Raw genomic sequence first — 21,984 nt, forward strand, 5'->3', positions numbered from 1 at the left:
GGCCAATTTCTGGAAGGCGGCTACTTCGAGTCCTCGACATGGGTCGTCGGACGGTCGTCGCCGGACGCGACCTCGCCGTGCCAGACCGCGTTCTTGTCTTCGTAGACGATGCCTTCGGTCTCGCCCGGCTGGCGTTGCTCGGCGGCCGCGGTCTTGGCGGCCTTCAGCGCCGCGTCGTGCGACGCAAAGGTCTCGGAGAAGGTGTCGCCCACCTTGTAGGCCCAGCCGCCGTCGTGTTCGACGATGGTGTAGGTGATGTCGGTCATGGGGCGTCTCCGGAAAGTGTCGCAGGTCAACGGACCGCCAGTAGAGGCGGTTCCGATGACGCTGTCTTGTCCGAAACGCTCCGGAGCCTAGGCGACCTTCACCCGCGCGGCGCTTTCCGGCAGATCCGTTCCGAACGCGCGCTGGAAGAACTCGGCCACCGTGGGGCGTTCCAGCTCGTCGCACTTGTTCAGGAAGGTCAGGCGGAAGGCCAGGGCCACGTCGTGATCGAAGATCTCGGCGTTCTGGGCCCAGGTGATCACCGTACGCGGGCTCATGACGGTCGAGATGTCGCCGTTCATGAAGGCGTTGCGGGTCATGTCGGCGACGCGGACCATGGCGGCCAGGGTGCGCTTGCCCTCGGCCGTGTCGTACGACGGGTTCTTGGCCAGCACGATGGCGGCCTCGACGTCGTGCTCCAGATAGTTCAGCGTCGTGACGATCGACCAGCGGTCCATCTGGCCTTGGTTGATCTGCTGGGTGCCGTGATAGAGGCCGGTGGTGTCGCCCAGACCGATGGTGTTGGTCGTCGAGAACAGCCGGAAATACGGGTTGGCGCGGATGACGCGGTTCTGGTCCAGCAGGGTCAGCTTGCCGCCGGCTTCCAGCACGCGCTGGATCACGAACATCACGTCCGGACGGCCGGCGTCGTATTCGTCGAACACCAGGGCGATCGGGCGCTGCAGGGCCCAGGGCAGGATGCCTTCGCGGAATTCGGTGACCTGCTTGCCTTCCTTCAGGACGATGGCGTCCTTGCCGACCAGGTCGATACGCGAGACGTGGCTGTCCAGGTTCACGCGGACCAGCGGCCAGTTCAGGCGCGCGGCGATCTGCTCGATGTGGGTGGACTTGCCGGTGCCGTGATAGCCCTGGACCATCACGCGGCGGTCCTTGGCGAAGCCGGCGCAGATGGCCTTCGTCGTCTGCGGGTCGAACTTGTAGGCCGTGTCGATCTCGGGGACGTGCGCGTCGCGGTGCGAGAAGAACGGGACCTTCATGTCGCTGTCGACGCCGAATGCGTCGCGGAGCGTCACCCACTTGTCGGGGACCAGGGTGATCAGGGGATCGTTGGCGGAGCTGTTATCGGCGAACTCGGGCATGGCACCGAATTAGCCCTTTGACCTAGGGTGAGGGAAGGGGGCGCCGCAGCGCGACACCCCCTCGAGACCCATTTTTTTAGCGGTTGGCGATGATCACCGAAGCGATCAGGCCGGTAGCGACGGCGGCCAGGACGTATTGGTCGTCCACGCGCTGCCAGCGATAGCCGCGCGGCGGGGCGCGCAGACCGCGGGCGCGGTAGTCGCTGACATAGTAGCTGTTGCCGCGATAGCGTTGGTCCAGACGCTGGCCCTTGGCCCAGCGGCGGTATTCACGGCGATCGCGACGGTCTTCGGCGCGGGCCTGGTCGCGGCGGCCGTTTTCATAGGCGCGGTCGCGGCTGTCGTAGCGGCCGTTGTTGTTGTGGTCGCGGCGATAGTCCTGGGCGGAAGCGGCGGAGGCGCCGCCGGCCAGCATCAGAACGGCGAGCGAAGCAGTGATCAGGCGTTTCATGTCGGGTCTCCTTGTTGAGAAGTCGAACCTACGAGGTCCGACATGCTTGGAACCTGAACGGCCCTGGTCAGCTTAAGTTCATGTTTCAAAAGGGAAATATTGTAGCATGAACCCGACGGTCCAGGAGCTATCCGCTTGATCCGTATCGCCTTTCGAGGACTTTTGGACACCGCCCGGCGCGAGCTGGGCGCGACCGCGGCCCTGCTGATCGCGGCCTTCGGGGCCTGGGGTTTCCTGTCGATCGCCGAAGAAGTTGCCGAAGGTGAGACCCGGGCGCTGGACATGGCGGTGCTGCGGGCCTTGCGAGTCGACGGCCTGCCGCACGAGCTGGTCGGGCCCAAGTGGCTGCACCTGGCGGCGACCGACATCACGGCTCTGGGCTCGGTGGCGGTGCTGACCCTGGTGATCGCCCTGGCCTTCGCCCTGTTGGCGTCCTTGCGGCGCTGGACCGAGGCCCTGTTGCTGTTGGCGGGGGCCGGGGGCGGCCTGCTGATCAGTCAGGGGCTGAAGCTGGTCTTCGGGCGCGAACGGCCGGACCTGGCCTATCGGGCGGTCGAGGCGGTCAATGCCAGCTTCCCGTCGGGCCACGCGATGCTGTCGGCCGTGGTCTTTCTCACCTTGGGCGTGCTGGCCGCGCGCTTCGCCGACAAACGGCGGGTCAAGGTGCTGGCGGTGGGGGCAGGTGTGCTGGTCAGCCTGATGGTGGGCCTTAGCCGCATCTATCTGGGCGTCCACTGGGCCAGCGACGTGCTGGCCGGCTGGTGCGTCGGCGCGGCCTGGGCCATGGCCTGCTGGTTCGCGGCGTTCCTGGTGCAGCGGCGGTTCAAGCCTTCGGCTTAGGCCGCCAGCGCAGTTCCAGCGTCGTCCACACCGCGCCGACGAAGTCCACCAGGCCCACGGCCAGCCAGGCCTTGGGCAGCCAGTCCAGCAGCACGAAGGCGCCGATCACCACCAGCGAGAACACCCGCAGCACCACCGAGGCCCGCATATAGGTGCGCTGTCCGGTCCAGCCGGCGACGTGGTAGCCCATGGCGTAGGCCAGGAGGACGAGACCCGCGAACCGCACCCAGGGCAGGCCCGACGCGCCGACATCCACGTCCAGCAGGTGCAGCACGACGCGTGGCGCGACGGCCAGGGCCAGGCCCGCCGTCGAGATCAGCCCGCCCCAGAACCAGATGCTCCAGGGCTTGCCGAACGGCACGGGCGTCACGGGCGTCGGCGGATCGGCCGGGGCGCGCCACTCGCGATCGGTGTCGGTCATCGAAGAGTCGTCCCTCGCCCAGTGGCGGCGAAAGATGGCTCAGTCAGCGACTGCTTCGCAAGTGAACTAGGCGCCAGACACTAAGTGAACGGCTTGAAGGGTTGGTCCTTGGAGGCCACCACGCGGCCGGCCTTGTCGAATTCGATGGCGATCAGGCCCGGCTTTTCGCGGAAGGGCATCTGGTCGTCATTGCCGAAGAAGGTCTGCCACCAGCGGCCGGTCTTGTCGCGGAACAGGTTGCCGCCGCCGCCGCCCGGCGGGCCCTCGTGACGGTCGGAATAGGGGCCCAGGAGGTTGTCCGACGAGGCGAACCAGAACGAATAGCGGCCCTCGTCCTTGTTGCAGGCCCCGACATAGTACTTGCCGTTGGCCCGGAAGAAGGTCGCGCCCTCGAAACCCACGCGGCGCAAGGGCTTGCCGGCCTTTTGGGCCTTGGGATCGACGCCGTCGTCGGCGAACACCAGGTCCTGCCAGTCGCCGGCGAAGTCGCTGAAGTCGGGCTTGATCTCGCGAATCTTGGTGGCCGCGCCCCACGACAGATAGATCTTGCCGTCGGCGGCCTCGAACAGGGTTGAGTCGATGCCGCCCTTGATCGGTTTGTCCGACAATACGTGGGCGTAGGGGCCTTCGGCGCGTCCGGTGGTGCTCTTCAGCACGCCGATGCCGACGCCGCTGATGCAGTGGCAGATGTAGAAGTTCCCGCCCAGGAAGTGGATTTCCGGGGCCCACAGGGCGCGGAACGGCACGCCGGCGCGGGCGGTCCAATTCTGCTCCCAGGTCCCGTCGCGGTCGATGCTCCAGACCAGGCCCAGATAGTTCCAGCTCTTGAGATCGCGAGAGCGCCACAGCTCGACGCCGTCGTTCACCGCCCAGCAGTTATCGCCGGTGGTGCCGGTCATGTAGTAGAAGCCGTCGCCGCCCAGGCAGACGATGGTGTCGCGGATGTGGGCGTCCCAGATCGGGCGGATGGCGGGCAGCTTGCCGCTCTTCACGGCCGAGCCGCTGTCGGCTTGGCCCCAAGGCGCGATGGGGTAGGGGCGCGGCTCGGGCCCCTTGTAGCTGACCTCCGACAGGCCCGACAGCCAGCCGCCGTCCTGGGTCGCCTTGGTGACGGGGCGGCCCGCGCCGCTGATGCGGGCATAGGGCCAGTAGTCCTTGGCGGGCGGATCGATGATCCGGCGGCTGCTGTCAGCGCCTTCCAGTTTGGGCGTGCCCGGCTTGGGATAGGTGGGATAGAACAGGCCTTGGCTCTGGGCGAAGGCCGGCGCGCCCATCAAGCCTAGAGCCGCCGTGCTCAGTCCCGCCAGCAGCGTCCGGCGGTCAGTGGTCTTCCCGTAGCGCGGCATGTGTCCTCACGGCGTCGTTATTACTCGGACAAATATCGCAGGCGCGTCCTGTGTCAAATCATCGAACCGCGCGGTTAGCGAAGACACGATCCGCGTGATAGTAGGCGCGCCCCCCTGAGCCAGCTCAGCGCGTTAGGGGAGACTGGACTTTAGGAGAAGCCAAAATGAGCAGGGTGCTGGTTATCGGCGCAGGTGGCGTTGGTTCGGTCGCTGTCCACAAGATGGCGATGAACACGGATATTTTCTCGCACATCACGCTGGCGAGTCGGACGAAGTCGAAATGCGACGCCATCGCCCAGTCGGTGAAGGACCGCACGGGCGTGACCATCGAGACGGCCGCGATCGACGCCGACGATGTCGCCGCGACGACCGCTCTGATCAAGGCCGTGCAGCCGGGCCTGGTGGTCAATCTGGCGCTGCCCTACCAGGATCTGGCGATCATGGACGCCTGCCTGGCGGCCGGCGTGAACTATCTGGACACGGCCAATTACGAGCCGCGCGACGCGGCCAAGTTCGAATACAGCTGGCAGTGGGCCTATCAGGACCGCTTCAAGGACGCGGGCCTGATGGCGTTGCTGGGCAGCGGCTTCGACCCGGGCGTGACCTCGGTGTTCACGACCTACACCAAGAAGCACCTGCTGGACCGGATCGACACGCTGGACATCCTGGACTGCAACGGCGGCGACACCGGTCTGCCGTTCGCCACCAACTTCAATCCCGAGATCAACCTGCGCGAAGTGACCGCGCCGTCGCGTCACTGGGAAAACGGCCAGTGGGTCGAAGGCCCGGCGCTGAGCCACAAGCAGGTGTTCGACTTCGAGGCCGTCGGCCCCAAGAACATGTACCTCATGTACCATGAGGAGCTGGAATCCCTGGCCAAGTTCTACCCGGAGATCCAGCGCATCCGCTTCTGGATGACCTTCGGCGACAGCTATCTCAAGCACCTGGAAGTGCTGGAGAACGTCGGCATGACCCGCATCGAGCCGATGATGTTCCAGGGCCGCGAGATCATCCCGATCGAGTTCCTCAAGGCGCTGCTGCCCGAGCCGTCGTCGCTGGGCCCGATCACCAAGGGCAACACCAATATCGGCACGATCGCCACCGGCCAGAAGGACGGCCAGGCCCGGACGGTCTACGTCAACAACGTCTGCAGCCACGAGGCGGCCTATGCCGAGACCGGCAACCAGGCGGTCAGCTACACCACGGGCGTGCCGGCCATGATCGGCGCGGCCCTGATGCTGACGGGCCAGTGGAAGGGCGAGGGCGTGTTCAACATGGAGCAGCTGGACCCCGATCCGTTCATGGACATGCTGAACCAGCACGGCCTGCCGTGGAAGGTTCAGGACCTGGCGCAACCGCTGGCGTTCTAGGGAAACGGAACAGACCCATGGAAACCAGGGCCGGTGATCCGGGCGCCTTCGCGCATTTCGACCTGAACCGCGTCGCCTCGCCCGCCTTCGTGGTGGACGAGGTCGCGGTGCGGCGCAATCTGGCGGTGCTGAAGGATGTGCGCGACCGGGGCAACGCCCGCGTCCTGCTGGCCCTGAAGGCCTTTTCCATGTGGTCGCTGGCGGACGTCGTCGGGGACTATCTCGACGGCGTCTGCGCCTCCGGGCTGTGGGAGGCGCGGCTGGCGCGCGAATTCTACAAGGGCGAGCTGACCACCTATTCGCCCGCCTACAAGGCCGAGGACCTGCCGGAAATCCTGCGGCTGTCCGACCACGTGATCTTCAACTCGCCGGACCAGGTCACGCGCTTCGAAGGCGTGATCGCCAAGGCGCGCGCCGAGGGCGAGGTCTTCGAGATCGGCCTGCGGCTGAACCCCGAACATTCCGAGGGCGAGGTCGCCAAGTACGACCCGGCCCAGCCCTGCTCGCGCCTGGGCTTCCCGGTGTCGCAGCTGCGGCCCGAGCACATGCGGGGCGTCGACGGCCTGCACATCCACGCTCTGTGCGAGCAGGATTTCGAGCCGCTGGCCCGTATCTGGGCGGCGGTGGAGCCCAAGCTGGCCCCGCTGCTGGGCGGGGTGAAGTGGTTGAACCTTGGCGGCGGCCACCACGTGACCCGCGCCGACTATCAGACGGAGCGCCTGGTCGATTTCCTGAACGAACTGGCCCAGCGCCATGGCGTGCAGGTCTATCTGGAGCCGGGCGAGGCCGTGGCGCTGGACGCGGGCATCCTGGTCGGCGAGGTGCTGGACGTCTTCGACAACGGCATGCCCATCGCCATCACCGACATCTCGGCGACCTGCCACATGCCGGACGTGATCGAGGCCCCGTATCGCCCCGCCATGCTGGGCGAGCCGCAGGCGGGCGTCGCCGTCCGCCTGGGCGGTCCGTCGTGCCTGGCCGGCGACGTCATCGGCGACTACGTCTTCGCCGAACGCCCGACCCCAGGAACGCGCATCGCGTTCCTGGACCAGGCCCACTATTCGATGGTCAAGACCAACACCTTCAACGGCGTGCCGCTGCCGGCGATCGCGCTGTGGAACAGCGACACCGACGCGCTGAAGGTGGTGCGCCAGTTCGACTACGCCGCGTTCCGCGACCGCCTGTCCTGACGGTCGCGCCCAAGGCGGGCCGGTCTAGCTCTTCACCATCCCGGCCTTCTGCAGGGTCTTGTAGGCCTTGATGACCCGCTGCAGCTTGTGCTCGGCGCTGCGGTCGCCGCCATTGGCGTCCGGGTGGAAGCGCTTGAGCAGCTCCTTGTACTTGGCCTTGATCGCGGCGCTGTCGACGCCGGCTTCCAGGTCCAGGTCGGCCAGGGCCCCGCGTTCCAGCTTGCCCAGGCTGCGCTCGGCGGCGCTGCGCGCGGACTCGGCCTTGCGCTGCTGGGCGCGGAAGATCCCGAACGGGTCGGCGAAGGCGCGGGCGTCGCGCGCGGCGGCCGCCGCGGCTTCGCGCGAATTGGCGTCGGCCTTGAAGCTCCAGGTCGGACGGCCGCCGGTCTGGCGTTCGGTCTCCTGGGCGGCGCGGATCTGCGCCTCGCTCATGCCGGCGTAGAAGTTCCAGTTCTTGTTGTACTCGGCCGCGTGGGCCTGACAGAACCAGTAGTGCTGGTTCGGCAGGTCGCGCGACTTCGGCGCCCTGGTCGATCCGGCCAGGCGACAGTCGGGATGGTCACACCGTTTCTCGCCGGGCTTGAGGCCAAGCACGTCGTTGACCGGGTCGTCCTCGCCCTTCTTGGGCGGCCGGACCCGGATGTCGGTGAATTTGGGACGGTATTCGAACTCGCGGCTCATGGCGTCTAGAGTAAGCCCAGGCTATTTCCGTTCAAGGATTGACAAGCAAGAGACCGACATGGGCGCCGTCACGGACACCATCCGCAGCAAGCTGGAGGAGGCTTTTTCGCCCTCGAAGCTGGAGCTTGTGGACGATAGCGACCGCCATCACGGCCACGCTGGGCACACTGGAGCGGGCGAAAGCCACTTCAATCTGCGAATCGAGGCGCAGGCCTTTGCAGGCAAGGCGCGGGTGATGCGCCAGCGCATGGTGATGAAGGTGCTGGCCGAGGAGTTGGCGGGCCCCGTCCACGCCCTGTCGATCATCGCGACGGCGCCGGGCGAGGGGTAAGGCGGCGCTTACTTTTTTGCTTGCCTGGGAGGGCTGCGGCTGATTGCCTCTCTCCCCGGCGCGATCCACTGCCGGAAGGCAGGAAAGACCATGAGCGCTACCCACCACACCGTTGAACAGGACGCCGCCAAGGTCCTGCCTGGCCTGCTGGAGCGCTCGTACGCCCGCTATTCGAAGTTCACGGTGGCGGCGGCGGTGATCGACGCCGAGGGCCGGGTCCATTACGGCGTCAATGTCGAGAACGCTGCCTATCCAGTCGGGACCTGCGCCGAACAGACGGCGATCGGCGCCATGATCACGGCCGGCGGCTCGCGGGTCATCGACAAGGTGCTGATCGCGGCCGGCTCGGACGCCGTGGTCCAGCCCTGCGGCGCCTGCCGCCAACGCATCGCCGAGTTCGCCGGCGAGGCTTGCGAGGTGGTTTCTGTGCAGGGCGGAGAGACCACCGAGCGGGTCGATTTCTGGAGCCTGCTGCCCCGTTCGTTCGGCCCGCGCGACCTCGACTGAGGCCGAATTCGGGCAAAAAGGTCAAAATCTTGGACTTTAGAATTCGGGTGTACAGTTCAAACGAATGTTCCGAACTCGATCATCGAATTGTGACGTTCGGTGAAAATTTTTGCCCTAACTGCGTGACATGTACGGAAAAATGGATGTTTTTGCCGCCATTTCCGGGTGTGCGGGCAGAACCTATTAACTTCGTGTAATGCAACGTTCCATGTCCAAGCTGGGCCTCTATGGCATTTCTGTGTCCTGGAGGTAACGGTTTGGGCACGAAGTCACAGCGTTCGGCGTATTGGTGGTGTCACCCAACCGACGCTCGCCTACGCTCCCCCACAAGGCTCACTCCGAAGTCCCGCGTTTGGCTGATGCGGGGCTCAGTGGGCCGCTTGTCCAATTCGGGGGTTTTTTCCTTACATGATCAGTCGTTCCCTCCTCCTCGGCACCAGCATGCTGATCGCGCTGGCCAGCGCGAGCACCGCTTTCGCTCAAGCCGAGCAAGCCAGCGCTCCGAAAGAGGATACCGCTGAACTCGAAGCCGTCGTCGTCACCGGTTCGCGCATCCGCCGTCCGGACCTCGTCTCGGCGCAACCGATCCAGGTGCTGAGCTCGGAGTCGATCGACTCGAAGGGCTACACCAACGTCGCCGACGCCCTGAACGACATGCCGTCGGCCGGCGTCCCGATCAATCCGATCGGCGACCAAGGCTCGTTCGGCACGGGTCGTAACTACATCAACCTGTTCAACCTGGGCACCAACCGCACCCTGACCCTGGTGAACGGCCGCCGCTTCGTCGGCAGCAACGTGGCTTCGCTGTTCTCGGGTTCGGGCGCTGGTGGTCAGGTCGACTTCAACGCCATCCCGACCGGTCTGATCGACCGCATCGAAACCATCCAGGCCGGCGGCGCCGCCGTCTACGGCTCGGACGCCATCGCCGGCGTCATCAACGTCATCACCAAGACCCACTACGAAGGCGTCGAAATCGACGGCCAGTACGGCGTCTCGGACCGTAACGACGCTGACGTCTATCGCGGCCGCATCACGGTCGGCCGTAACTTCATGGACGGCCGCCTGAACCTGTCGGGCAGCTACGAGTACAACGAAACCACCCAGCTGGGCTTCAACGATCGTCCGATCACCGCCCGTCAGCTGGCCTTCGTCGTCAACCCGGCCAACCGCACCACGACCGATGGCATCCCGGGCTCGATCATCGCCCTGAACCGCCGCATCCCGGAAGTGACCCTGGGCGGTCTGGCGTTCCGCAACAGCGGTTCGGCCCTGTCGAGCCTGCTGACCATCGCCGACCCGAGCAACCCGGGCCAGCGCATCACGGCCCAGTTCGGTCCGGGCGGCACGCTGATCCCGTACAACACCGGACAGTTCTGGAGCGCCAGCGTCGCCTCGGGCGGCGACGGCATGAACCTGGCCGACCTGTCGTCGCTGATCTCGCCGGTGAAGCGTCACGTCGCGACCTTCTTCGCGCGCTACGACGTCACCGACCACATCCGCTTCAACTCGGAACTGTTCTACAACCACCAGACGTCGGTCGAGCCGTACAACCAGCCGATCTACAACGCCCCGATCTTCGGCGGTAACTCGGCTTCGCTGGCCTTCTCGACGGCCAACCCCTTCCTGCCGGCGGCGACCCGCACCGCTCTGCTGGGTCAGCCGACCCCGCTGACGGCCGACACCGCCAACCCGGGCGAAGGCATCTTCTACCTGAGCCGCGCTTCGGCCGACCTGGGTAACAACAAGACCAGCACCGAAGGCGACCTGCTGCGCACGGTGTTCAACCTGGAAGGCGACTTCGAATTCGCCGACCGCAAGTTCTTCTGGAACGTCGCGGCCAACTTCGGCAAGTCGTGGGGCACCTTCTCCTCGCCGAACATCGACCAGGTGAAGTTCACCAACGCGATCGACGCGGTGCGTGACGGTACGGGCGCCATCGTCTGCCGTAGCGCCGCTGCTCGCGCCGCCGGCTGCGCCCCGCTGAACATGTTCGGTCTGGGCGCTCCGAGCGAAGCGGCCAAGAAGTACATCAGCGTCGACTTCGTCAGCGACTACGCCCTGATCCAAACGGGCTACGAAGCCAACTTCGGCGGTGACATCGTGAAGCTGCCGGCCGGTATGGTCAGCTTCAACGCCGGCTACGAGTACCGTAAGGAAAAGTCGCGCTTCACGCCGAACGACGCCCAGCGTCTGGGCGTGGGCCGTTCGGCCGCCATCTCGTCGCTGAGCGGTTCGTACGAGACCAAGGAAGCCTACATCGAAGGTCTGATCCCGATCTTCGGCGGTGACTTCTCGTTCCCGGGCATGCGTAGCCTGGAACTGGAAGGCGCGCGTCGTCGCGTGGACAACTCGCTGGCCGGCAAGAACGACGCCTGGAGCTATGGCGTTCGTTGGAAGCCGATCAACGACCTGCTGATCCGCGGCACCCGCTCGGGCTCGTTCCGCGCCCCGGCGATCACCGAGCTGTTCCTGCCGAACGCGGTCAGCTTCATGACCGCCACCGACCCCTGCGATGCGCGTAACATCAACTCGGGCCCGAACCCGGCGACCCGCGGCGCCAACTGCCGCGCCGACTTCGCCGCTCTGGGTCTGCCGTCGAACTTCAGCCTGACCTCGAACGTCCAGGCCGCGACCGTCCAAGGCACCACCTCGGGCAACCGCAGCCTGCGCAACGAACTGGCTGACGAATGGTCGGTGGGCTTCGTCTACCAGCCCTCGTTCATCAAGGGCCTGGCGATCAGCTTCGACTGGGTGAACGTCGACATCACCGACGCCATCGCCAACTTCACGCTCAGCTCGATCATGCAGGTCTGCTACGACTCGCCGAGCAAGCCGGCCGACGTTTGCTCGCGCTTCCGTCGTAACTCGACCGGCCAAGTCGTGACCGCCGACCAGACCACCGGTTACACCGGCCCGGCCACCGGCTTCGTCAACGCTGGCTACACCAACTTCCAGGGCGCCACCCTGGGCGTGGACTACAACTTCGAACTGACCGACATCCCGTTCCTGGCTAAGAGCGCCAACGGCGCCGACCTGGGCGGCTTCGGCTTCAACTTCGACCTGTTCCACGTCAACAAGCAGGAGACCTCGGTCACCGGCCTGGGCTTCGACCTGAACGACGACAAGGGCGAAATCGGTAACCCGGACGTCTCCTGGCGCCTGGACACCACCTACAAGCGCGGTCCGCTGGCCGTCACCCTGACGACCAGCTTCACGGGCAAGTCCTACTTCAACAAGGACTTCACCCCGGAAACCCGCGATCCGCTGTGGGTCAAGGACTACTACCTGAACGACCTGGCCATCTCGTACGACCTGACCGAACTGGTCGGTGGTCGTCTGGGTCTGGACCGCGTGAAGGCTCGCCTCAACGTCCGCAACCTGTTCGACGAAGAAGCGCCGTGGGGCACCACGGGCCTGGGCGTCTACGACGTCCTGGGTCGCTACTACCAAGTCGGCCTGAACGCCCGCTTCTAAGCGATGACGGCCGGGAGGTTCGCCTCCCGGCCGCTCTTCCAGAGCGGCGATCAGCCAAAGAGAAAGGGCGGCTCCTCGCGGAGCCGCCCTTTTTCGTGTCTTGCGATGGGGGAGGGCCGTTAGGCCGCCTCCCTTATGCCGTCTGGCTGACCAGGCTCTCCAGCACGCGGCGGAGATCCGCCTCGCGGAAGGGCTTCTGCAGCACCGTGGCGCCCTTGTGGTCCTCGGTCAGGCCCGCCTCGCCATAGCCGCTGGCGAAGGCGAAGGGCACGCCACGCGCCTTCAGGGCGTCGGCCACCGGGAAGATCGGGCGACCGCCCAGATTGACGTCCAGCAGGGCCGCATCGATGTCGGCCGAGGTGGCCAGCTTCAGGGCTTCCTCGATCTCGGCGGCGGGGCCGACGATCGTGCAGCCGAGATCGGTCAGCATGTCCTCGACCAGCATCGAGACCAGGGCTTCGTCTTCGACGACCAAAACCTTGAGGGCGGAAAGTGCAGTCATGTGTCAGGGCTCCAGCGCGCGCAGGGGCAACGCCATTTGGCAGACGAGTCCCGTCGCATCATAGGTCAGCTCGACCCCGCCGGATAGCTCGGCCGCAAGGCCGCGCTCCAGAAGGCGGACGCCAAAGCCGCGACGGGCCGGTGGGGTGACGGGCGGGCCGCCGCTTTCGGTCCAGATCAGGCGGAGGACCCCGTCCTCCTGCGACCAATCCACGGCCACGCGGCCGTCCGGTGTCGAAAGGGCGCCGTACTTGACCGCATTGGTGGCCAGCTCGTGGATGCCCATTCCCAAGGCCACCGCGGCCTTGGGGTTCAGGCGCACGTCGCCGAGATAGTCGAAGGTCACGCGGTCCTCGCCGGCCATGGCGTGCAGCTCGACGTCGAACACTTCGCGCAGGCTGGCGCCGGCCCAGCTTTCGCGGGTCAGCAGGTCGTGGGTGTGGGACAGGGCGATCAGCCGGGTCTCGAAGGCGTCGCGGAAATATTCCGGCGCGGCCACCGAGCGCAGGGTCTGGGCGGCGATCGACTGCACCGTGGCCAGGCTGTTCTTCACGCGGTGATTCAGCTCGTTGACCAGCAGCTTCTGGCGCTCGTCCGAGCGCTTGCGCTCGGTGATGTCCAGCGAGACCCCGGCCAGGCGGCGCACGCCGCCGTCGTCGGCGGTCTGGGCCGCGCGGCCGCGTGCGTGCAGCCAGCGCAGCTCGCCGGTCGGATGGATCACGCGGTACTCGACGTCGTACTCGGCCCCGTCGCGGATGGCGGTCTCGATGGCGCTGAGGATGCGCGGCCGGTCCTCGGGATGGATGGTGGCGATCAGGTCGGCGAAGGTGAAGGCCTCGTCCGGACGGCGGCCGTAATTGGCCTTGCACAGGTCCGAGGCCTCGTAGGCCTTGGTGGCCACGTCCAGGTCCCACGAGCCCATGCCGCCGCTGTCCAGGGCGAACTTCAGCCGCTCCTCGGCCTTGCGGCGATGGTCCAGCTCGGCCCGCGAGCCGGCGTTCAGCTTGATCGACTCGATGGTGGCCGCGACCTGGGCGCCCAGGCCCACCAGCAGGGTCTCGTCGCGCGGCGAGAAGCGGCCCGGCTCGGAATGGCCGAAAAACAGGCCGCCCAGCACCTCGCCCTGGCGGCTGGAGACCGGAATGGCCAGGTAGCTGCGCACCGGCAGGTGGCCCTCGGGCATGCCCTTGCGCGGCGCGTTGCGGCCGTAGCGCGGATCCTGGGTGATGTCGTCGGAGCGCACCACGCCGGTCCCGTCGAAGGTCGGGGCGAAGATCTCGGTCTTGCGCGGCATGGGGAAGTTGGCGAAGGCCTCGGGCGGCGCGCCCGACAGCCGGTACAGGGTGTAGGACTCGCCCTCGGCGTCGACCAGATTGTAGAAGAAGGCTCCGAACTGGGCGCCGCTGATCTCGCGGGCTCCGTCGATCACCACCTGCACGCAGCTGTCGATGTCGAGGCTGGAGGCGACCGCCTCGCTGACCCGCGCCAGGGTGTCGGATTTGCGGATTTCATCGGCCAGCGCGCTATCCAGCCGGGCCAGACGCGCACGCAGAACGGCTTCGCCGTCCTCGCGAATGTCCGTCTCAGCCAACTTGACCAACGCGCCCCTCCACGCCGGACCGCCCCTGGTCCGTAAGGACACGAAACGCGTCCTTTCTCATCCGGTTCCCAAAGCGAAGCCGGAAACTTGACCGTAGTGATTCAGAGTTCGCTGTCGTCGTCCAGAGGGGCGCTGATCCGCAGGGCGGTGATCTGGTTTCTCTGACGACGGAACACCTGGAACCGGTGGCGGTGGAAGATGAAGGTCTGGCCCGGTTCGGGGATCATCTGGGCCTCGTGGATGACCAGGCCGGCGATGGTGACGGCGTCGCCTTCGGGCAGGCGCCAGTCCATGGCCCGGTTCAGGTCGCGCACGGTGACGTGGCCGTCGACATTGACCGAGCCGTCGCCCTGGCGCCGCACGCCCTCCAGCGCGGTGTCGTGCTCGTCGTCGATCTCACCGACGATCTCTTCCAGGATGTCCTCCAGCGTCACCAGGCCCTGCAGGGCGCCGTACTCGTCGACGACCAGGGCGAAGTGGCTCTTGCGCTTGAGGAAGGCGTTCAGCTGGTCCTTGAGGTTGGTCGTATCGGGGATGAACCACGGCTCGCGGACGATGGCGGCGATGTCCAGGCCCTCGACGCCCGTCGGGGACTGGGCCAGGGCTTTCAGCAGGTCGCGGGCGTGCAGCACGCCGACGATGTTGTCGGGCTCGTCGCGATAGAGGGGCACGCGGGTGTGCTGGGCCTCCAGCACCTCGTCGACCAGCTCGCGGGCGGGCAGGTCGGCGTCCAGCAGCACCATCGACTTGCGGTGGACCATGATCTCCGAGACGTCCATGTCGGAGAGGTCCAGCACGCCGCCCAGCATGCGCCGGTCGCCGCTTTCGACCAGGCCTTCGGAATGGTGGTAGTCGACCGCGCCGCGGATCTCCTCGTGGGCGGCCAGCACGTCGACGGCCATGTCCAGCTTGACGCCGAACAGGCGTAGGGTGCGGCGCACGATCCACTGGATGGCGTAGATGATCGGGCCGAACGCCCGGACGATGAACAGGGTCGGCCCCGACAGCGTGCGGGCCACGTCGTCCGAGCGGACGATGGCCACGGTCTTGGGCAGCACCTCGGCGAAGACCAGAACCAGCACGGTCATGACGGCGGTGGCGACGGCCACGCCCCACGGGCCGGGGATCAGCGTGGTCAGCACCTGGGTGGTCAGGGCCGAAGCCAGGATGTTGATCAGGTTGTTGCCCAGCAGCACCGCCCCGATCATCGTCTCCTGGTCGGACAGCAGCTTGTTGACCCGCCGCGCCGGCGCGTCGCCCTCGCGCTCCAGCTGGTGCATGCGAGCGCGGCTGGCCCCGGTCATCGACGTCTCGGCGGCCGAGAAGATCGCCGACAGGGTGAGCAGGGCGATAACGACGGGCGCGAGGCCGAGCAGGGCGGTGAGCATGGGGGTGTTCTAGGCCAAGCCGGCGACGTCGGGGAGGGACAAAGACCGCGCCTCCAGGGCGCTCGCGTGCGCCGCGTTGGTCGCCGCAGAAAAATCAACTAGGGATCGAGCGCTGACCGAGCCGGGGGGAGGTCTATGGAATTCATCGTCGAAATGCTCGCGGGATTGGGCAAGTTCGTTTTCCGCCTGACGGTCGGCGCCGCGGGGCTCGTCGTCTTCGTCTACTTGGCCGTGGCCCTGGTCAGGTTCCTTCGGGGGCCGCTGAGGCCCGGGGTGCTGAGGCATGGCGCCATTGTGGGGGTGCTGTCCGTCTTCGCCTGGGCTTTCCTCGCCATGGCGTTCGCCTGGAGCTGGATGGGGGGTCCCGGCTGGGAGGCGCGTGGACCCCGGGCCATCGTCTTCTACCTGCTGGTGGCCATGATTTCGTCCGGCGCGCTTTACTTCGCCAACCTGTCGCTCTGGCGGGTCGATTTCTCCGGCGACGAGATCGTGGAGCACCGCACCATCCTGCGGCGCAGGACGGTCAGGTGGCGCGACGTGGTGTCGTGGTCATTGGACGACCGGTCGGCCTGCCTCATGCTCAAGCTCAGGAGCGGGGGAGTATTCGACATCTTCTTTTCGGATGTCGAAGGCGCGCCCGCGCTGTTCGAGGCTTTGGAAGCGCGAGGCTTGTCGCGGGAAGAGCCGGCGACGCCGTAGGTCGCTCCTTGCTCAAGGCCTGGGCTGGTCGCTGACGAACCGCGCGACCGAGTCGCGGAACGCCTGGACGTCCTTGTTCAGCTGCACCAGTTGCGTGACGCTCATGCCGCCGGCGGCGAACAGGGTCTGGCCGAGGCACGTGCTGCGGGCCTGCATGTCGCGGCCGGCGTCGGTCAGGCTGACCACGACCTGGCGCTCGTCGGCTGGATTGCGGACACGGCCGACCAGCCCCGCGGCCTCCATGCGCTTGACCAGCGGGGTGACGTTGCTGGAGTCGAGGCCCAGCCGCTCGCCGATCGCGCCCACGCTGAGGCCGTCGCTCTCCCACAGGGCGCTCAGCACCAGGTACTGCGGATAGGTGATCTCCAGCGCGTCCAGCAGCGGCTTGTAGGCGCGGTTGATCGCCAGGCTGGCCCCGTACAGCGAGAAGCACAGCTGCTGGTCGAGGGTGGGGATGAAGTCGGACACGGCGGGGCTCCTGATCGTCGAGGGTTCTTACCGCGAAATTAGATGTCGTGACAAATAATGGCTGGACTCGGCCAGTGCGGCTCTGTAGAGCGGATTCATATGTCGCGACATATAATGTCTCGGCATGGAAAATTCACTCCAGGGAGGCCGTCATGGCCCATGTCGAAGACGTTCAGCGCGACGGTCTCAAGCGCTATTATTTCCTGCGGGCCGGCGTGTCGGTCGCCTGGATCCTCGCCGCGGTGGCGGTCGGGACCGGCAATCCGCTGATCGGCGGCGTGCTGCTGGTGGCCTATCCGGCCTGGGACGCCCTGGCCAATGCGCTGGACGCCCGGTCCAACGGCGGTTTCGCGGCCAACCCGCCGCAGACCTTCAACCTGTTCGTCAGCCTGACGGTGGCCTTCGCCGTGGTGTTCGCCTTGCAGGCCGATCCGCGCCGGGTGCTGACCGTGTTCGGCGTCTGGGCGGCGTTCTCGGGGATCCTGCAACTGGTCGCCGGCCTGCGGCGCTGGCGCTCGGTGGGCGGCCAGTGGCCGATGGTGCTGAGCGGCGCGCAGTCGGTGCTGGCCGGGGTGTTCATGATCGCCGGCTCGCTGAAGGCGGGTGGGCATCCGCCCGCGCCGGTGGAGATCGCGCCTTATGCCGGGTTCGGGGCGTTTTATTTCCTGGTGGCGGCGATCGCGCTGACGCTGAAGGGGCGCAAGCGGACTTAGACCTAATAGCTCCTCCCCCGCGATGCGGGGGGGGATCTACTCATGGCCTAGCCGGAGCACCAGCTGGCCAGCGGCGAAAACACCAGCGCCTTTTCGGCCTGATAGTGCTCCGCTCCGAAGCCCTCGAAATCCGCATACGGGATGAAGGCGCTGACGCTCTTTCCGGGGCTGACCTTGGCGACGTAGCAGCCGCCGATGCAGTAGCCGCCGTTCCAGTCTTCGAGCGGATAGCGGGTCCCGCCGACCTTCACCGCGACATAGTCCCTGGCCCAGTCGATCTTGCCGATGGGGCCGGGCCACTGCTCCGGCAGCAGGCAGAGCTTGCGTTTGGAGCGTGACGTCAGGCTGACGTCGAAACGCTGGGCGGTGGCGTTGTCGTGGACAGAGACGACATAGTCCACGCCGGGAATCGGCGCCTCGGGCCGCCCCAGGACGGCGCATCCTCCGATCAGGGCGGCGACAGTGGCGACCCCGACGACCGTCCGCAGCATAGCCGCCTCCTAGACCGCGCCTTCCTCGACCAGGAACGCCTTCAGCGCCTCGCGATCCACGTCCTTGGCCACGAAGGCGTCGCCAATCCCGCGCACCAGCACGAAGGTCAGCTTGCCGCCCTCGGCCTTCTTGTCCTGGCCGCAGTGGGCGACCAGGGCGTCGGCGTTGAAGGGGGCGGGACGCACGTCGCTCATCCGCGTCGGCAGGCCGGCGGCCTTGATCGCCGCCTCGGCCCGGACCGCGTCCTGGCTCGAGCACAGTCCCTGACGCGCCGAGAAGCGGAACGCCTGGGCCATGCCCACGCCCACCGCCTCGCCGTGCTTCAACGCATCGCCAAAGCCCATCTCGGCCTCGATCGCGTGACCGAAGGTGTGGCCCAGGTTCAGCAGGGCCCGGCGGCCGGCTTCCTTCTCGTCTTCCTCGACGATCTCGGCCTTCATCTCTACCGAGCGGCCGACGGCGCGGACCAGGGCGTCGACGTCGCGCTCCAGCACGGCGTGGACGTTCTTTTCCAGCCACTCGAAGAAGGCGAAGTCGCCCAGCAGGCCGTACTTGATGATCTCGGCATAACCGCAGGCCAGCTCGCGGGCGGGCAGGGTGCACAGCACGTCCAGGTCGGCCAGGACGAGGCGCGGCTGGTGGAAAGCGCCGATCAGGTTCTTGCCGCGCGGGGTGTCGATGGCGGTCTTGCCGCCCACCGAGCTGTCGACCTGGGCCAGCAGGGTGGTCGGCACCTGCACGAAGTCGATGCCGCGCTTGTAGATCGCCGCCGCGAAGCCGGCGAGGTCGCCGACGACGCCGCCGCCGAACGCCACGATCTGGTCGCCGCGCTCCAGGCCCAGGGCCAGCAGGCGGTCGGACAGGTCCTGCAGGCCCTCGAAGCTCTTGCTCTCCTCGCCCGGCGGAATGGTGATGACGTCGACCGCGACGCCGGCCTTTTCCAGCGACACGGCCAGGCGCTCGCCGTGGTGCTCGCCGACATTGCTGTCCGTGACGATGGCCACGCGCTTGCGCTTGCCCAGGACTGGGGCGATCCGCTCGCCGGCCTTGTCGATCAGGCCAGGACCGATGACCACGTCATAGGCGCGATCGCCCAGGCCCACGGGAACGGTGCGGATCATGGCGGTACTCCTACTCGGTGGGGGCCGGATGGGCGCGCAGGGCGGCCAGGATGGCCTCGACCGCCACCATGTGCGGCGTGTCGCCGGTCTGGACGTGCACCTGGGCCTCGGCATAGGCGGGGTTGCGGGTCTCGGCCAGCTGGGTCAGCACCTGGACCGGGTCCTTGCCCCGCACCAGCGGCCGGTTGTCCTTGCGCGAGACGCGGCGGGCCAGGAGCTCGACATCGGCCTTCAGCCAGACCGAGACGGCCTTCTCGTTGATCAGGGCGCGGGTCTCGGGATTGACGAAGGCCCCGCCGCCGGTGGCCAGCACGTGCGGCGGCTCGTCCAGCAGGCGGCCGATCACCCGGCGCTCGCCGTCGCGGAACGCCGACTCGCCCAGCTCGGCGAAGATCTCGGAGATCGAGCGACCGGCGGCGGCCTCGACCTCGTTGTCGGCGTCGCGGAACGGCAGGTCCAGCACCCCGGCCAGGCGGCGGCCGACGCTGGATTTCCCCACGCCCATCAGTCCCACCAGGACGATGGTCTTCTCGCGCAGCGGGGCGAGATCTTCAGCGGTGTGAGCGAGTTCGGTCATGATGCGGTCGCGGGTTTACACGAGGCTTGGCCAAACCGCCAAGTTTGCGAGAACTCCGTCATGCGTCATAACCGGTCCATGGTCCTTTCGATGCGTTCTCCGCAAGCGCTCGCGCTGCTCGTCGCCCTGGCTGCCGCCGGTCCCGTCGCCGCCCAGGAAGAGGTCAAGGTCACCAGCCTGGCCGCGCCCGACTACTTCTCGGCCCCCGCCGCCGACACCGGCCTGCCGGGCGACCTGTGGAAGGACGCCGCGCCCGACATCCTGCGCGACGTGATTCCCAAACTGGGCGGGACCAAGCCCCTGTCGCCGGCCTTCGCCAGCCTGGCCAAGCGGTTGCTAGCCACCGGGGCTAACGGCCCGGCCGGCGTGGGCGACAATGTCGAGATGGGCGCCCAGCGGGCGCTGGCCCTGATCGCCCTGGGCGAGGCCAAGGGCGCCAACACCATCCTGGACCGCGCGACCGGGGCGCCCGGCAGCGCGGCGCTGTCGATGGCCACCGCAGAGGCGGCCCTGATCGCTGGCGACGACGACAAGGCCTGCCGCACGCAGGACGCCCTGACCGTCGATCGCGGCGGCGCCTACTGGCTGCGGCTGCGGGCCTTCTGCCAGCTGAAGGCCGGTCAGAACGATCCCGCCCAGCTGACCTTCCAGTTGGCCCAGAACGCCACGAAAGACGCCGACTACGCCCGCCTGATGGGCGCGGCCCTGAGCGGCACGGCGCCAGGCGCGGCCAACCTGAAGAACGGCGTGAACTACGCCCTGTCGCGCCGCCTGAACCTGGACATCCAGTCGGCCGCCGCCATCGTCTCGGCCTCGCCGGCGCTGAAGCCCCTGATCAAGACCAGCGGCGACATCTCGGGCGTGTCGTCCGGCGCCGACCTGACCGCGCAGGAGGCCTCGAACCTGGCCTTCCTGCGCCAGGCCAAGACCCTGCCGGCCTTCATCGACGCCGCCCGCGCCGCATCGGCCTCGATCGCCGCCCTGGCGGCGGCGGGTGGACCGTTGCAGGACCCAGTGCTGATGGCCCGCGCGGCTCTGGCGGCCGGCGACGTCGCCAGCGCCCAGGCCATCCGTAGCCGTCTGACCGGCGACACCATCCCCGGCGCGACCGCCGCCGACCTCGCCACGCTGGACGCCCTGATCGCCGCCGCCTCCGGCAAGGTCGACAACCAGGTGCTGGGCAATCTGATCTCGCGCGGCGTCTCCGGCGGTGCGAAGGCGCAGGCCGCCGCCGTGCTGCTGTCCAGCCTGGGCGGCAGCCTCGACCCCGACGACCGCGCCCAGTTCGCCGGCTTCGACCTCGCCAAGTCCGTCGCCTCGCCGGCGCGGATGCAGGTGCTGGAGGACGCCGGCGCGGCCAAGCGCAAGGGCGAGGCGGGCCTGCTGGCCCTGTCGATCGCCGTCGACAGCGGCGCGACCGGCCCGATCCCCGCCGACCGCGCCCGCATCGCCCGCGCCCTGAACCCTGCCGGCCTCTCCGCCGACGCCCGCGCCATCGTCGTCGAGGGGTTGCTGGGCCTGGCCTTCGTGAAATGAGCACGAAAGGCGCGGGCTGGGTCGACGCGTTCCTGGAGATGATGGCCGTCGAGCGCGCGGCCGCCCGCAACACCCTGACCGCCTACGGCAAGGACCTGGACGACGCCCGGACCTTCCTGGCCGGCAAGGGCTGCGACCTGGACGACGCCGACGCCGAAACGGTCGAGGCCTATTTCCAGGACCTCGCCGCGCGCGGCCTGTCGCCGGCCACCGCCGCCCGTCGCCGCTCGGCCGTGCGCCAGTTCTACCGTTTCGTGCTGGGCGAGACCTGGCGCGCCGACGACCCCTCCCGCCGCGTCGCCGCCCCCAAGGCCGGCCGCCCTCTGCCCAAGGTGCTGGAGCGCGAGGAGATCGAGCGCCTGCTGGCCGCCGCGATCCAGAAGGACGGCGCCCAGGGCCTGCGCCTGTCGTGCATGATCGAGCTGATCTACGCCTCGGGCCTGCGGATCTCCGAGCTCTTGGCCCTGCCTCTGACCGCCCTGGCGCGCGATCCGGCCTATCTGATCGTCAAGGGCAAGGGCGGCAAGGAGCGGCTGGCCCCCCTGAACGACGCCGCCCGCACGGCGGTGAAGGCCTATCTGACCGAGCGTCCCAGCTTCCTGCCCAAGGGTGCGAAAGACAGCCCCTGGCTGTTCCCCTCGCGCGGTGCGGCAGGCCGCCTGACCGCCCGCCGCGTCGGCCAGCTGCTGGAAGACGCCGCCATCGCCGCCGGGGTCGACCGCGAGAAGGTCAGCCCCCACGTCCTGCGCCACGCCTTCGCCACCCACCTTCTGGAAGGCGGCGCCGACTTAAGGGTCATCCAGACCTTGCTTGGCCACGCTGACATTGCGACCACCCAGATCTACACCCACGTGGCCGGCGAGCACTTGCAGCACGTCGTCCAGACCAAGCATCCGCTTGGCAGAAAGCGCTAG

General features: G+C 67.5%; 23 protein-coding genes. 10 read left to right on the forward strand and 13 right to left on the reverse strand.

The features are described from left to right. Positions 1 to 20 precede the first annotated feature (20 nt). The 3 genes from AC1RRR_RS16205 to AC1RRR_RS16215 form a co-directional block, all read right to left on the reverse strand. Positions 21 to 266: a DUF2188 domain-containing protein gene (locus AC1RRR_RS16205; RefSeq protein WP_492814637.1), complete on the reverse strand. Its 246-nt coding sequence runs from the start codon at positions 264 to 266 to the stop codon at positions 21 to 23. 87 nt (positions 267 to 353) lie between these two features. Next, the gene (gene cobS, locus AC1RRR_RS16210) at positions 354 to 1,364 is read right to left on the reverse strand and encodes a cobaltochelatase subunit CobS (RefSeq protein ID WP_492814638.1); all 1,011 of its coding nucleotides are present in this window, start codon (positions 1,362 to 1,364) and stop codon (positions 354 to 356) included. A gap of 76 nt (positions 1,365 to 1,440) precedes the next feature. After that, positions 1,441 to 1,815 (reverse strand): RcnB family protein, encoded by a 375-nt coding sequence (locus AC1RRR_RS16215; protein WP_492814640.1) that lies wholly within the window; start codon positions 1,813 to 1,815, stop codon positions 1,441 to 1,443. A 135-nt stretch (positions 1,816 to 1,950) separates the two neighbouring features. Here AC1RRR_RS16215 and AC1RRR_RS16220 point away from each other — a divergent pair, with 135 nt between their 5' ends. Then, a complete protein-coding gene (locus AC1RRR_RS16220; protein ID WP_492814642.1) occupies positions 1,951 to 2,655 on the forward strand; it encodes a phosphatase PAP2 family protein in 705 nt (234 codons plus the stop codon). Here AC1RRR_RS16220 and AC1RRR_RS16225 read toward each other — a convergent pair. Together AC1RRR_RS16225 and AC1RRR_RS16230 are read right to left on the reverse strand one after the other, a co-directional pair. Further along, a complete protein-coding gene (locus tag AC1RRR_RS16225) occupies positions 2,639 to 3,076 on the reverse strand; it encodes a hypothetical protein (protein WP_492814644.1) in 438 nt (145 codons plus the stop codon). The genes AC1RRR_RS16220 and AC1RRR_RS16225 overlap by 17 nt on opposite strands. 80 nt (positions 3,077 to 3,156) lie before the next feature. Next, a complete protein-coding gene (locus AC1RRR_RS16230; protein WP_492814646.1) occupies positions 3,157 to 4,422 on the reverse strand; it encodes a family 43 glycosylhydrolase in 1,266 nt (421 codons plus the stop codon). A gap of 164 nt (positions 4,423 to 4,586) precedes the next feature. Between AC1RRR_RS16230 and AC1RRR_RS16235 the strand changes: the two genes are divergently transcribed. Together AC1RRR_RS16235 and AC1RRR_RS16240 are read left to right on the forward strand one after the other, a co-directional pair. Beyond that, positions 4,587 to 5,792, forward strand: coding sequence for a saccharopine dehydrogenase family protein (locus AC1RRR_RS16235; protein ID WP_492814648.1), 1,206 nt, complete (start codon positions 4,587 to 4,589; stop codon positions 5,790 to 5,792). 17 nt (positions 5,793 to 5,809) lie between these two features. Continuing rightward, positions 5,810 to 6,982, forward strand: a complete 1,173-nt coding sequence (locus tag AC1RRR_RS16240) for a carboxynorspermidine decarboxylase (RefSeq protein WP_492814649.1) — start codon at positions 5,810 to 5,812, stop codon at positions 6,980 to 6,982. A gap of 24 nt (positions 6,983 to 7,006) precedes the next feature. Here the strand turns inward: AC1RRR_RS16240 and AC1RRR_RS16245 are convergent, their stop codons facing one another. Continuing rightward, a complete protein-coding gene (locus AC1RRR_RS16245; RefSeq protein WP_492814651.1) occupies positions 7,007 to 7,663 on the reverse strand; it encodes a J domain-containing protein in 657 nt (218 codons plus the stop codon). A gap of 58 nt (positions 7,664 to 7,721) precedes the next feature. Between AC1RRR_RS16245 and AC1RRR_RS16250 the strand changes: the two genes are divergently transcribed. The 3 genes from AC1RRR_RS16250 (at position 7,722) to AC1RRR_RS16260 (ending at position 11,975) form a co-directional block, all read left to right on the forward strand. Beyond that, positions 7,722 to 7,994: a BolA family protein gene (locus AC1RRR_RS16250; protein WP_492814652.1), complete on the forward strand. Its 273-nt coding sequence runs from the start codon at positions 7,722 to 7,724 to the stop codon at positions 7,992 to 7,994. Positions 7,995 to 8,084: 90 nt separating this feature from the next. Beyond that, positions 8,085 to 8,501 carry a cytidine deaminase gene (cdd, locus tag AC1RRR_RS16255; RefSeq protein ID WP_492814654.1) on the forward strand — a complete coding sequence of 139 codons (417 nt, stop codon included), beginning with the start codon at positions 8,085 to 8,087 and terminating at the stop codon, positions 8,499 to 8,501. A gap of 408 nt (positions 8,502 to 8,909) precedes the next feature. Further along, positions 8,910 to 11,975, forward strand: a complete 3,066-nt coding sequence (locus tag AC1RRR_RS16260) for a TonB-dependent receptor domain-containing protein (RefSeq protein ID WP_492814656.1) — start codon at positions 8,910 to 8,912, stop codon at positions 11,973 to 11,975. A 133-nt stretch (positions 11,976 to 12,108) separates the two neighbouring features. Here the strand turns inward: AC1RRR_RS16260 and AC1RRR_RS16265 are convergent, their stop codons facing one another. The 3 genes from AC1RRR_RS16265 to AC1RRR_RS16275 all read right to left on the reverse strand — a co-directional run bounded on the left by AC1RRR_RS16265 (position 12,109) and on the right by AC1RRR_RS16275 (position 15,464). Then, positions 12,109 to 12,477, reverse strand: coding sequence for a response regulator (locus AC1RRR_RS16265; RefSeq protein WP_492814658.1), 369 nt, complete (start codon positions 12,475 to 12,477; stop codon positions 12,109 to 12,111). 3 nt (positions 12,478 to 12,480) lie between these two features. Next, positions 12,481 to 14,076 (reverse strand): HWE histidine kinase domain-containing protein, encoded by a 1,596-nt coding sequence (locus AC1RRR_RS16270; RefSeq protein ID WP_492814659.1) that lies wholly within the window; start codon positions 14,074 to 14,076, stop codon positions 12,481 to 12,483. A gap of 101 nt (positions 14,077 to 14,177) precedes the next feature. After that, positions 14,178 to 15,464: an HlyC/CorC family transporter gene (locus AC1RRR_RS16275; RefSeq protein ID WP_492814661.1), complete on the reverse strand. Its 1,287-nt coding sequence runs from the start codon at positions 15,462 to 15,464 to the stop codon at positions 14,178 to 14,180. A gap of 135 nt (positions 15,465 to 15,599) precedes the next feature. Here AC1RRR_RS16275 and AC1RRR_RS16280 point away from each other — a divergent pair, with 135 nt between their 5' ends. Next, the gene (locus AC1RRR_RS16280; protein ID WP_492814663.1) at positions 15,600 to 16,163 is read left to right on the forward strand and encodes a hypothetical protein; all 564 of its coding nucleotides are present in this window, start codon (positions 15,600 to 15,602) and stop codon (positions 16,161 to 16,163) included. A gap of 12 nt (positions 16,164 to 16,175) precedes the next feature. Here the strand turns inward: AC1RRR_RS16280 and AC1RRR_RS16285 are convergent, their stop codons facing one another. After that, positions 16,176 to 16,631, reverse strand: coding sequence for a MarR family winged helix-turn-helix transcriptional regulator (locus tag AC1RRR_RS16285; RefSeq protein ID WP_492814664.1), 456 nt, complete (start codon positions 16,629 to 16,631; stop codon positions 16,176 to 16,178). A gap of 152 nt (positions 16,632 to 16,783) precedes the next feature. Between AC1RRR_RS16285 and AC1RRR_RS16290 the strand changes: the two genes are divergently transcribed. Next, positions 16,784 to 17,344 (forward strand): DUF308 domain-containing protein, encoded by a 561-nt coding sequence (locus AC1RRR_RS16290; RefSeq protein ID WP_492814666.1) that lies wholly within the window; start codon positions 16,784 to 16,786, stop codon positions 17,342 to 17,344. Positions 17,345 to 17,391: 47 nt separating this feature from the next. On the opposite strand, the gene AC1RRR_RS16295 is transcribed toward AC1RRR_RS16290, so the two are convergent. Genes AC1RRR_RS16295 through AC1RRR_RS16305 form a run of 3 tightly spaced genes read right to left on the reverse strand, consistent with a single transcriptional unit; the run spans position 17,392 to position 19,534 of the window. Then, positions 17,392 to 17,835: a hypothetical protein gene (locus AC1RRR_RS16295; protein WP_492814668.1), complete on the reverse strand. Its 444-nt coding sequence runs from the start codon at positions 17,833 to 17,835 to the stop codon at positions 17,392 to 17,394. A gap of 9 nt (positions 17,836 to 17,844) precedes the next feature. Then, positions 17,845 to 18,957, reverse strand: coding sequence for a 3-dehydroquinate synthase (gene aroB, locus AC1RRR_RS16300; protein ID WP_492814670.1), 1,113 nt, complete (start codon positions 18,955 to 18,957; stop codon positions 17,845 to 17,847). 10 nt (positions 18,958 to 18,967) lie between these two features. Continuing rightward, positions 18,968 to 19,534, reverse strand: coding sequence for a shikimate kinase (locus AC1RRR_RS16305; RefSeq protein WP_492814672.1), 567 nt, complete (start codon positions 19,532 to 19,534; stop codon positions 18,968 to 18,970). A 60-nt stretch (positions 19,535 to 19,594) separates the two neighbouring features. Here AC1RRR_RS16305 and AC1RRR_RS16310 point away from each other — a divergent pair, with 60 nt between their 5' ends. Both AC1RRR_RS16310 and AC1RRR_RS16315 read left to right on the forward strand, forming a co-directional pair. Further along, the gene (locus AC1RRR_RS16310; protein WP_492814674.1) at positions 19,595 to 21,070 is read left to right on the forward strand and encodes a hypothetical protein; all 1,476 of its coding nucleotides are present in this window, start codon (positions 19,595 to 19,597) and stop codon (positions 21,068 to 21,070) included. Continuing rightward, complete coding sequence (locus AC1RRR_RS16315) at positions 21,067 to 21,984, forward strand: site-specific tyrosine recombinase XerD (RefSeq protein WP_492814676.1); 918 nt, start codon at positions 21,067 to 21,069, stop codon at positions 21,982 to 21,984. Before AC1RRR_RS16310 ends, AC1RRR_RS16315 begins: the two co-directional genes overlap by 4 nt.

Source organism: Caulobacter sp. GW821-FHT12D05 (assembly GCF_058807295.1).

Excerpts from the sequence above, each read along its gene's own strand:
- AC1RRR_RS16240 (WP_492814649.1), top strand. The coding sequence starts at position 5,810 with ATGGAAACCAGGGCCGGTGATCCGGGCGCCTTCGCGCATTTCGACCTG.
- AC1RRR_RS16290 (WP_492814666.1), top strand. The coding sequence starts at position 16,784 with ATGGCCCATGTCGAAGACGTTCAGCGCGACGGTCTCAAGCGCTATTAT.
- AC1RRR_RS16275 (WP_492814661.1), bottom strand. The coding sequence starts at position 15,464 with ATGCTCACCGCCCTGCTCGGCCTCGCGCCCGTCGTTATCGCCCTGCTC.
- AC1RRR_RS16280 (WP_492814663.1), top strand. The coding sequence starts at position 15,600 with ATGGAATTCATCGTCGAAATGCTCGCGGGATTGGGCAAGTTCGTTTTC.
- AC1RRR_RS16245 (WP_492814651.1), bottom strand. The coding sequence starts at position 7,663 with ATGAGCCGCGAGTTCGAATACCGTCCCAAATTCACCGACATCCGGGTC.
- AC1RRR_RS16205 (WP_492814637.1), bottom strand. The coding sequence starts at position 266 with ATGACCGACATCACCTACACCATCGTCGAACACGACGGCGGCTGGGCC.
- AC1RRR_RS16230 (WP_492814646.1), bottom strand. The coding sequence starts at position 4,422 with ATGCCGCGCTACGGGAAGACCACTGACCGCCGGACGCTGCTGGCGGGA.
- AC1RRR_RS16310 (WP_492814674.1), top strand. The coding sequence starts at position 19,595 with ATGCGTCATAACCGGTCCATGGTCCTTTCGATGCGTTCTCCGCAAGCG.
- aroB (WP_492814670.1), bottom strand. The coding sequence starts at position 18,957 with ATGATCCGCACCGTTCCCGTGGGCCTGGGCGATCGCGCCTATGACGTG.
- AC1RRR_RS16265 (WP_492814658.1), bottom strand. The coding sequence starts at position 12,477 with ATGACTGCACTTTCCGCCCTCAAGGTTTTGGTCGTCGAAGACGAAGCC.
- AC1RRR_RS16260 (WP_492814656.1), top strand. The coding sequence starts at position 8,910 with ATGATCAGTCGTTCCCTCCTCCTCGGCACCAGCATGCTGATCGCGCTG.
- AC1RRR_RS16235 (WP_492814648.1), top strand. The coding sequence starts at position 4,587 with ATGAGCAGGGTGCTGGTTATCGGCGCAGGTGGCGTTGGTTCGGTCGCT.
- AC1RRR_RS16315 (WP_492814676.1), top strand. The coding sequence starts at position 21,067 with ATGAGCACGAAAGGCGCGGGCTGGGTCGACGCGTTCCTGGAGATGATG.
- AC1RRR_RS16225 (WP_492814644.1), bottom strand. The coding sequence starts at position 3,076 with ATGACCGACACCGATCGCGAGTGGCGCGCCCCGGCCGATCCGCCGACG.
- cobS (WP_492814638.1), bottom strand. The coding sequence starts at position 1,364 with ATGCCCGAGTTCGCCGATAACAGCTCCGCCAACGATCCCCTGATCACC.
- AC1RRR_RS16250 (WP_492814652.1), top strand. The coding sequence starts at position 7,722 with ATGGGCGCCGTCACGGACACCATCCGCAGCAAGCTGGAGGAGGCTTTT.
- AC1RRR_RS16295 (WP_492814668.1), bottom strand. The coding sequence starts at position 17,835 with ATGCTGCGGACGGTCGTCGGGGTCGCCACTGTCGCCGCCCTGATCGGA.
- cdd (WP_492814654.1), top strand. The coding sequence starts at position 8,085 with ATGAGCGCTACCCACCACACCGTTGAACAGGACGCCGCCAAGGTCCTG.
- AC1RRR_RS16215 (WP_492814640.1), bottom strand. The coding sequence starts at position 1,815 with ATGAAACGCCTGATCACTGCTTCGCTCGCCGTTCTGATGCTGGCCGGC.
- AC1RRR_RS16305 (WP_492814672.1), bottom strand. The coding sequence starts at position 19,534 with ATGACCGAACTCGCTCACACCGCTGAAGATCTCGCCCCGCTGCGCGAG.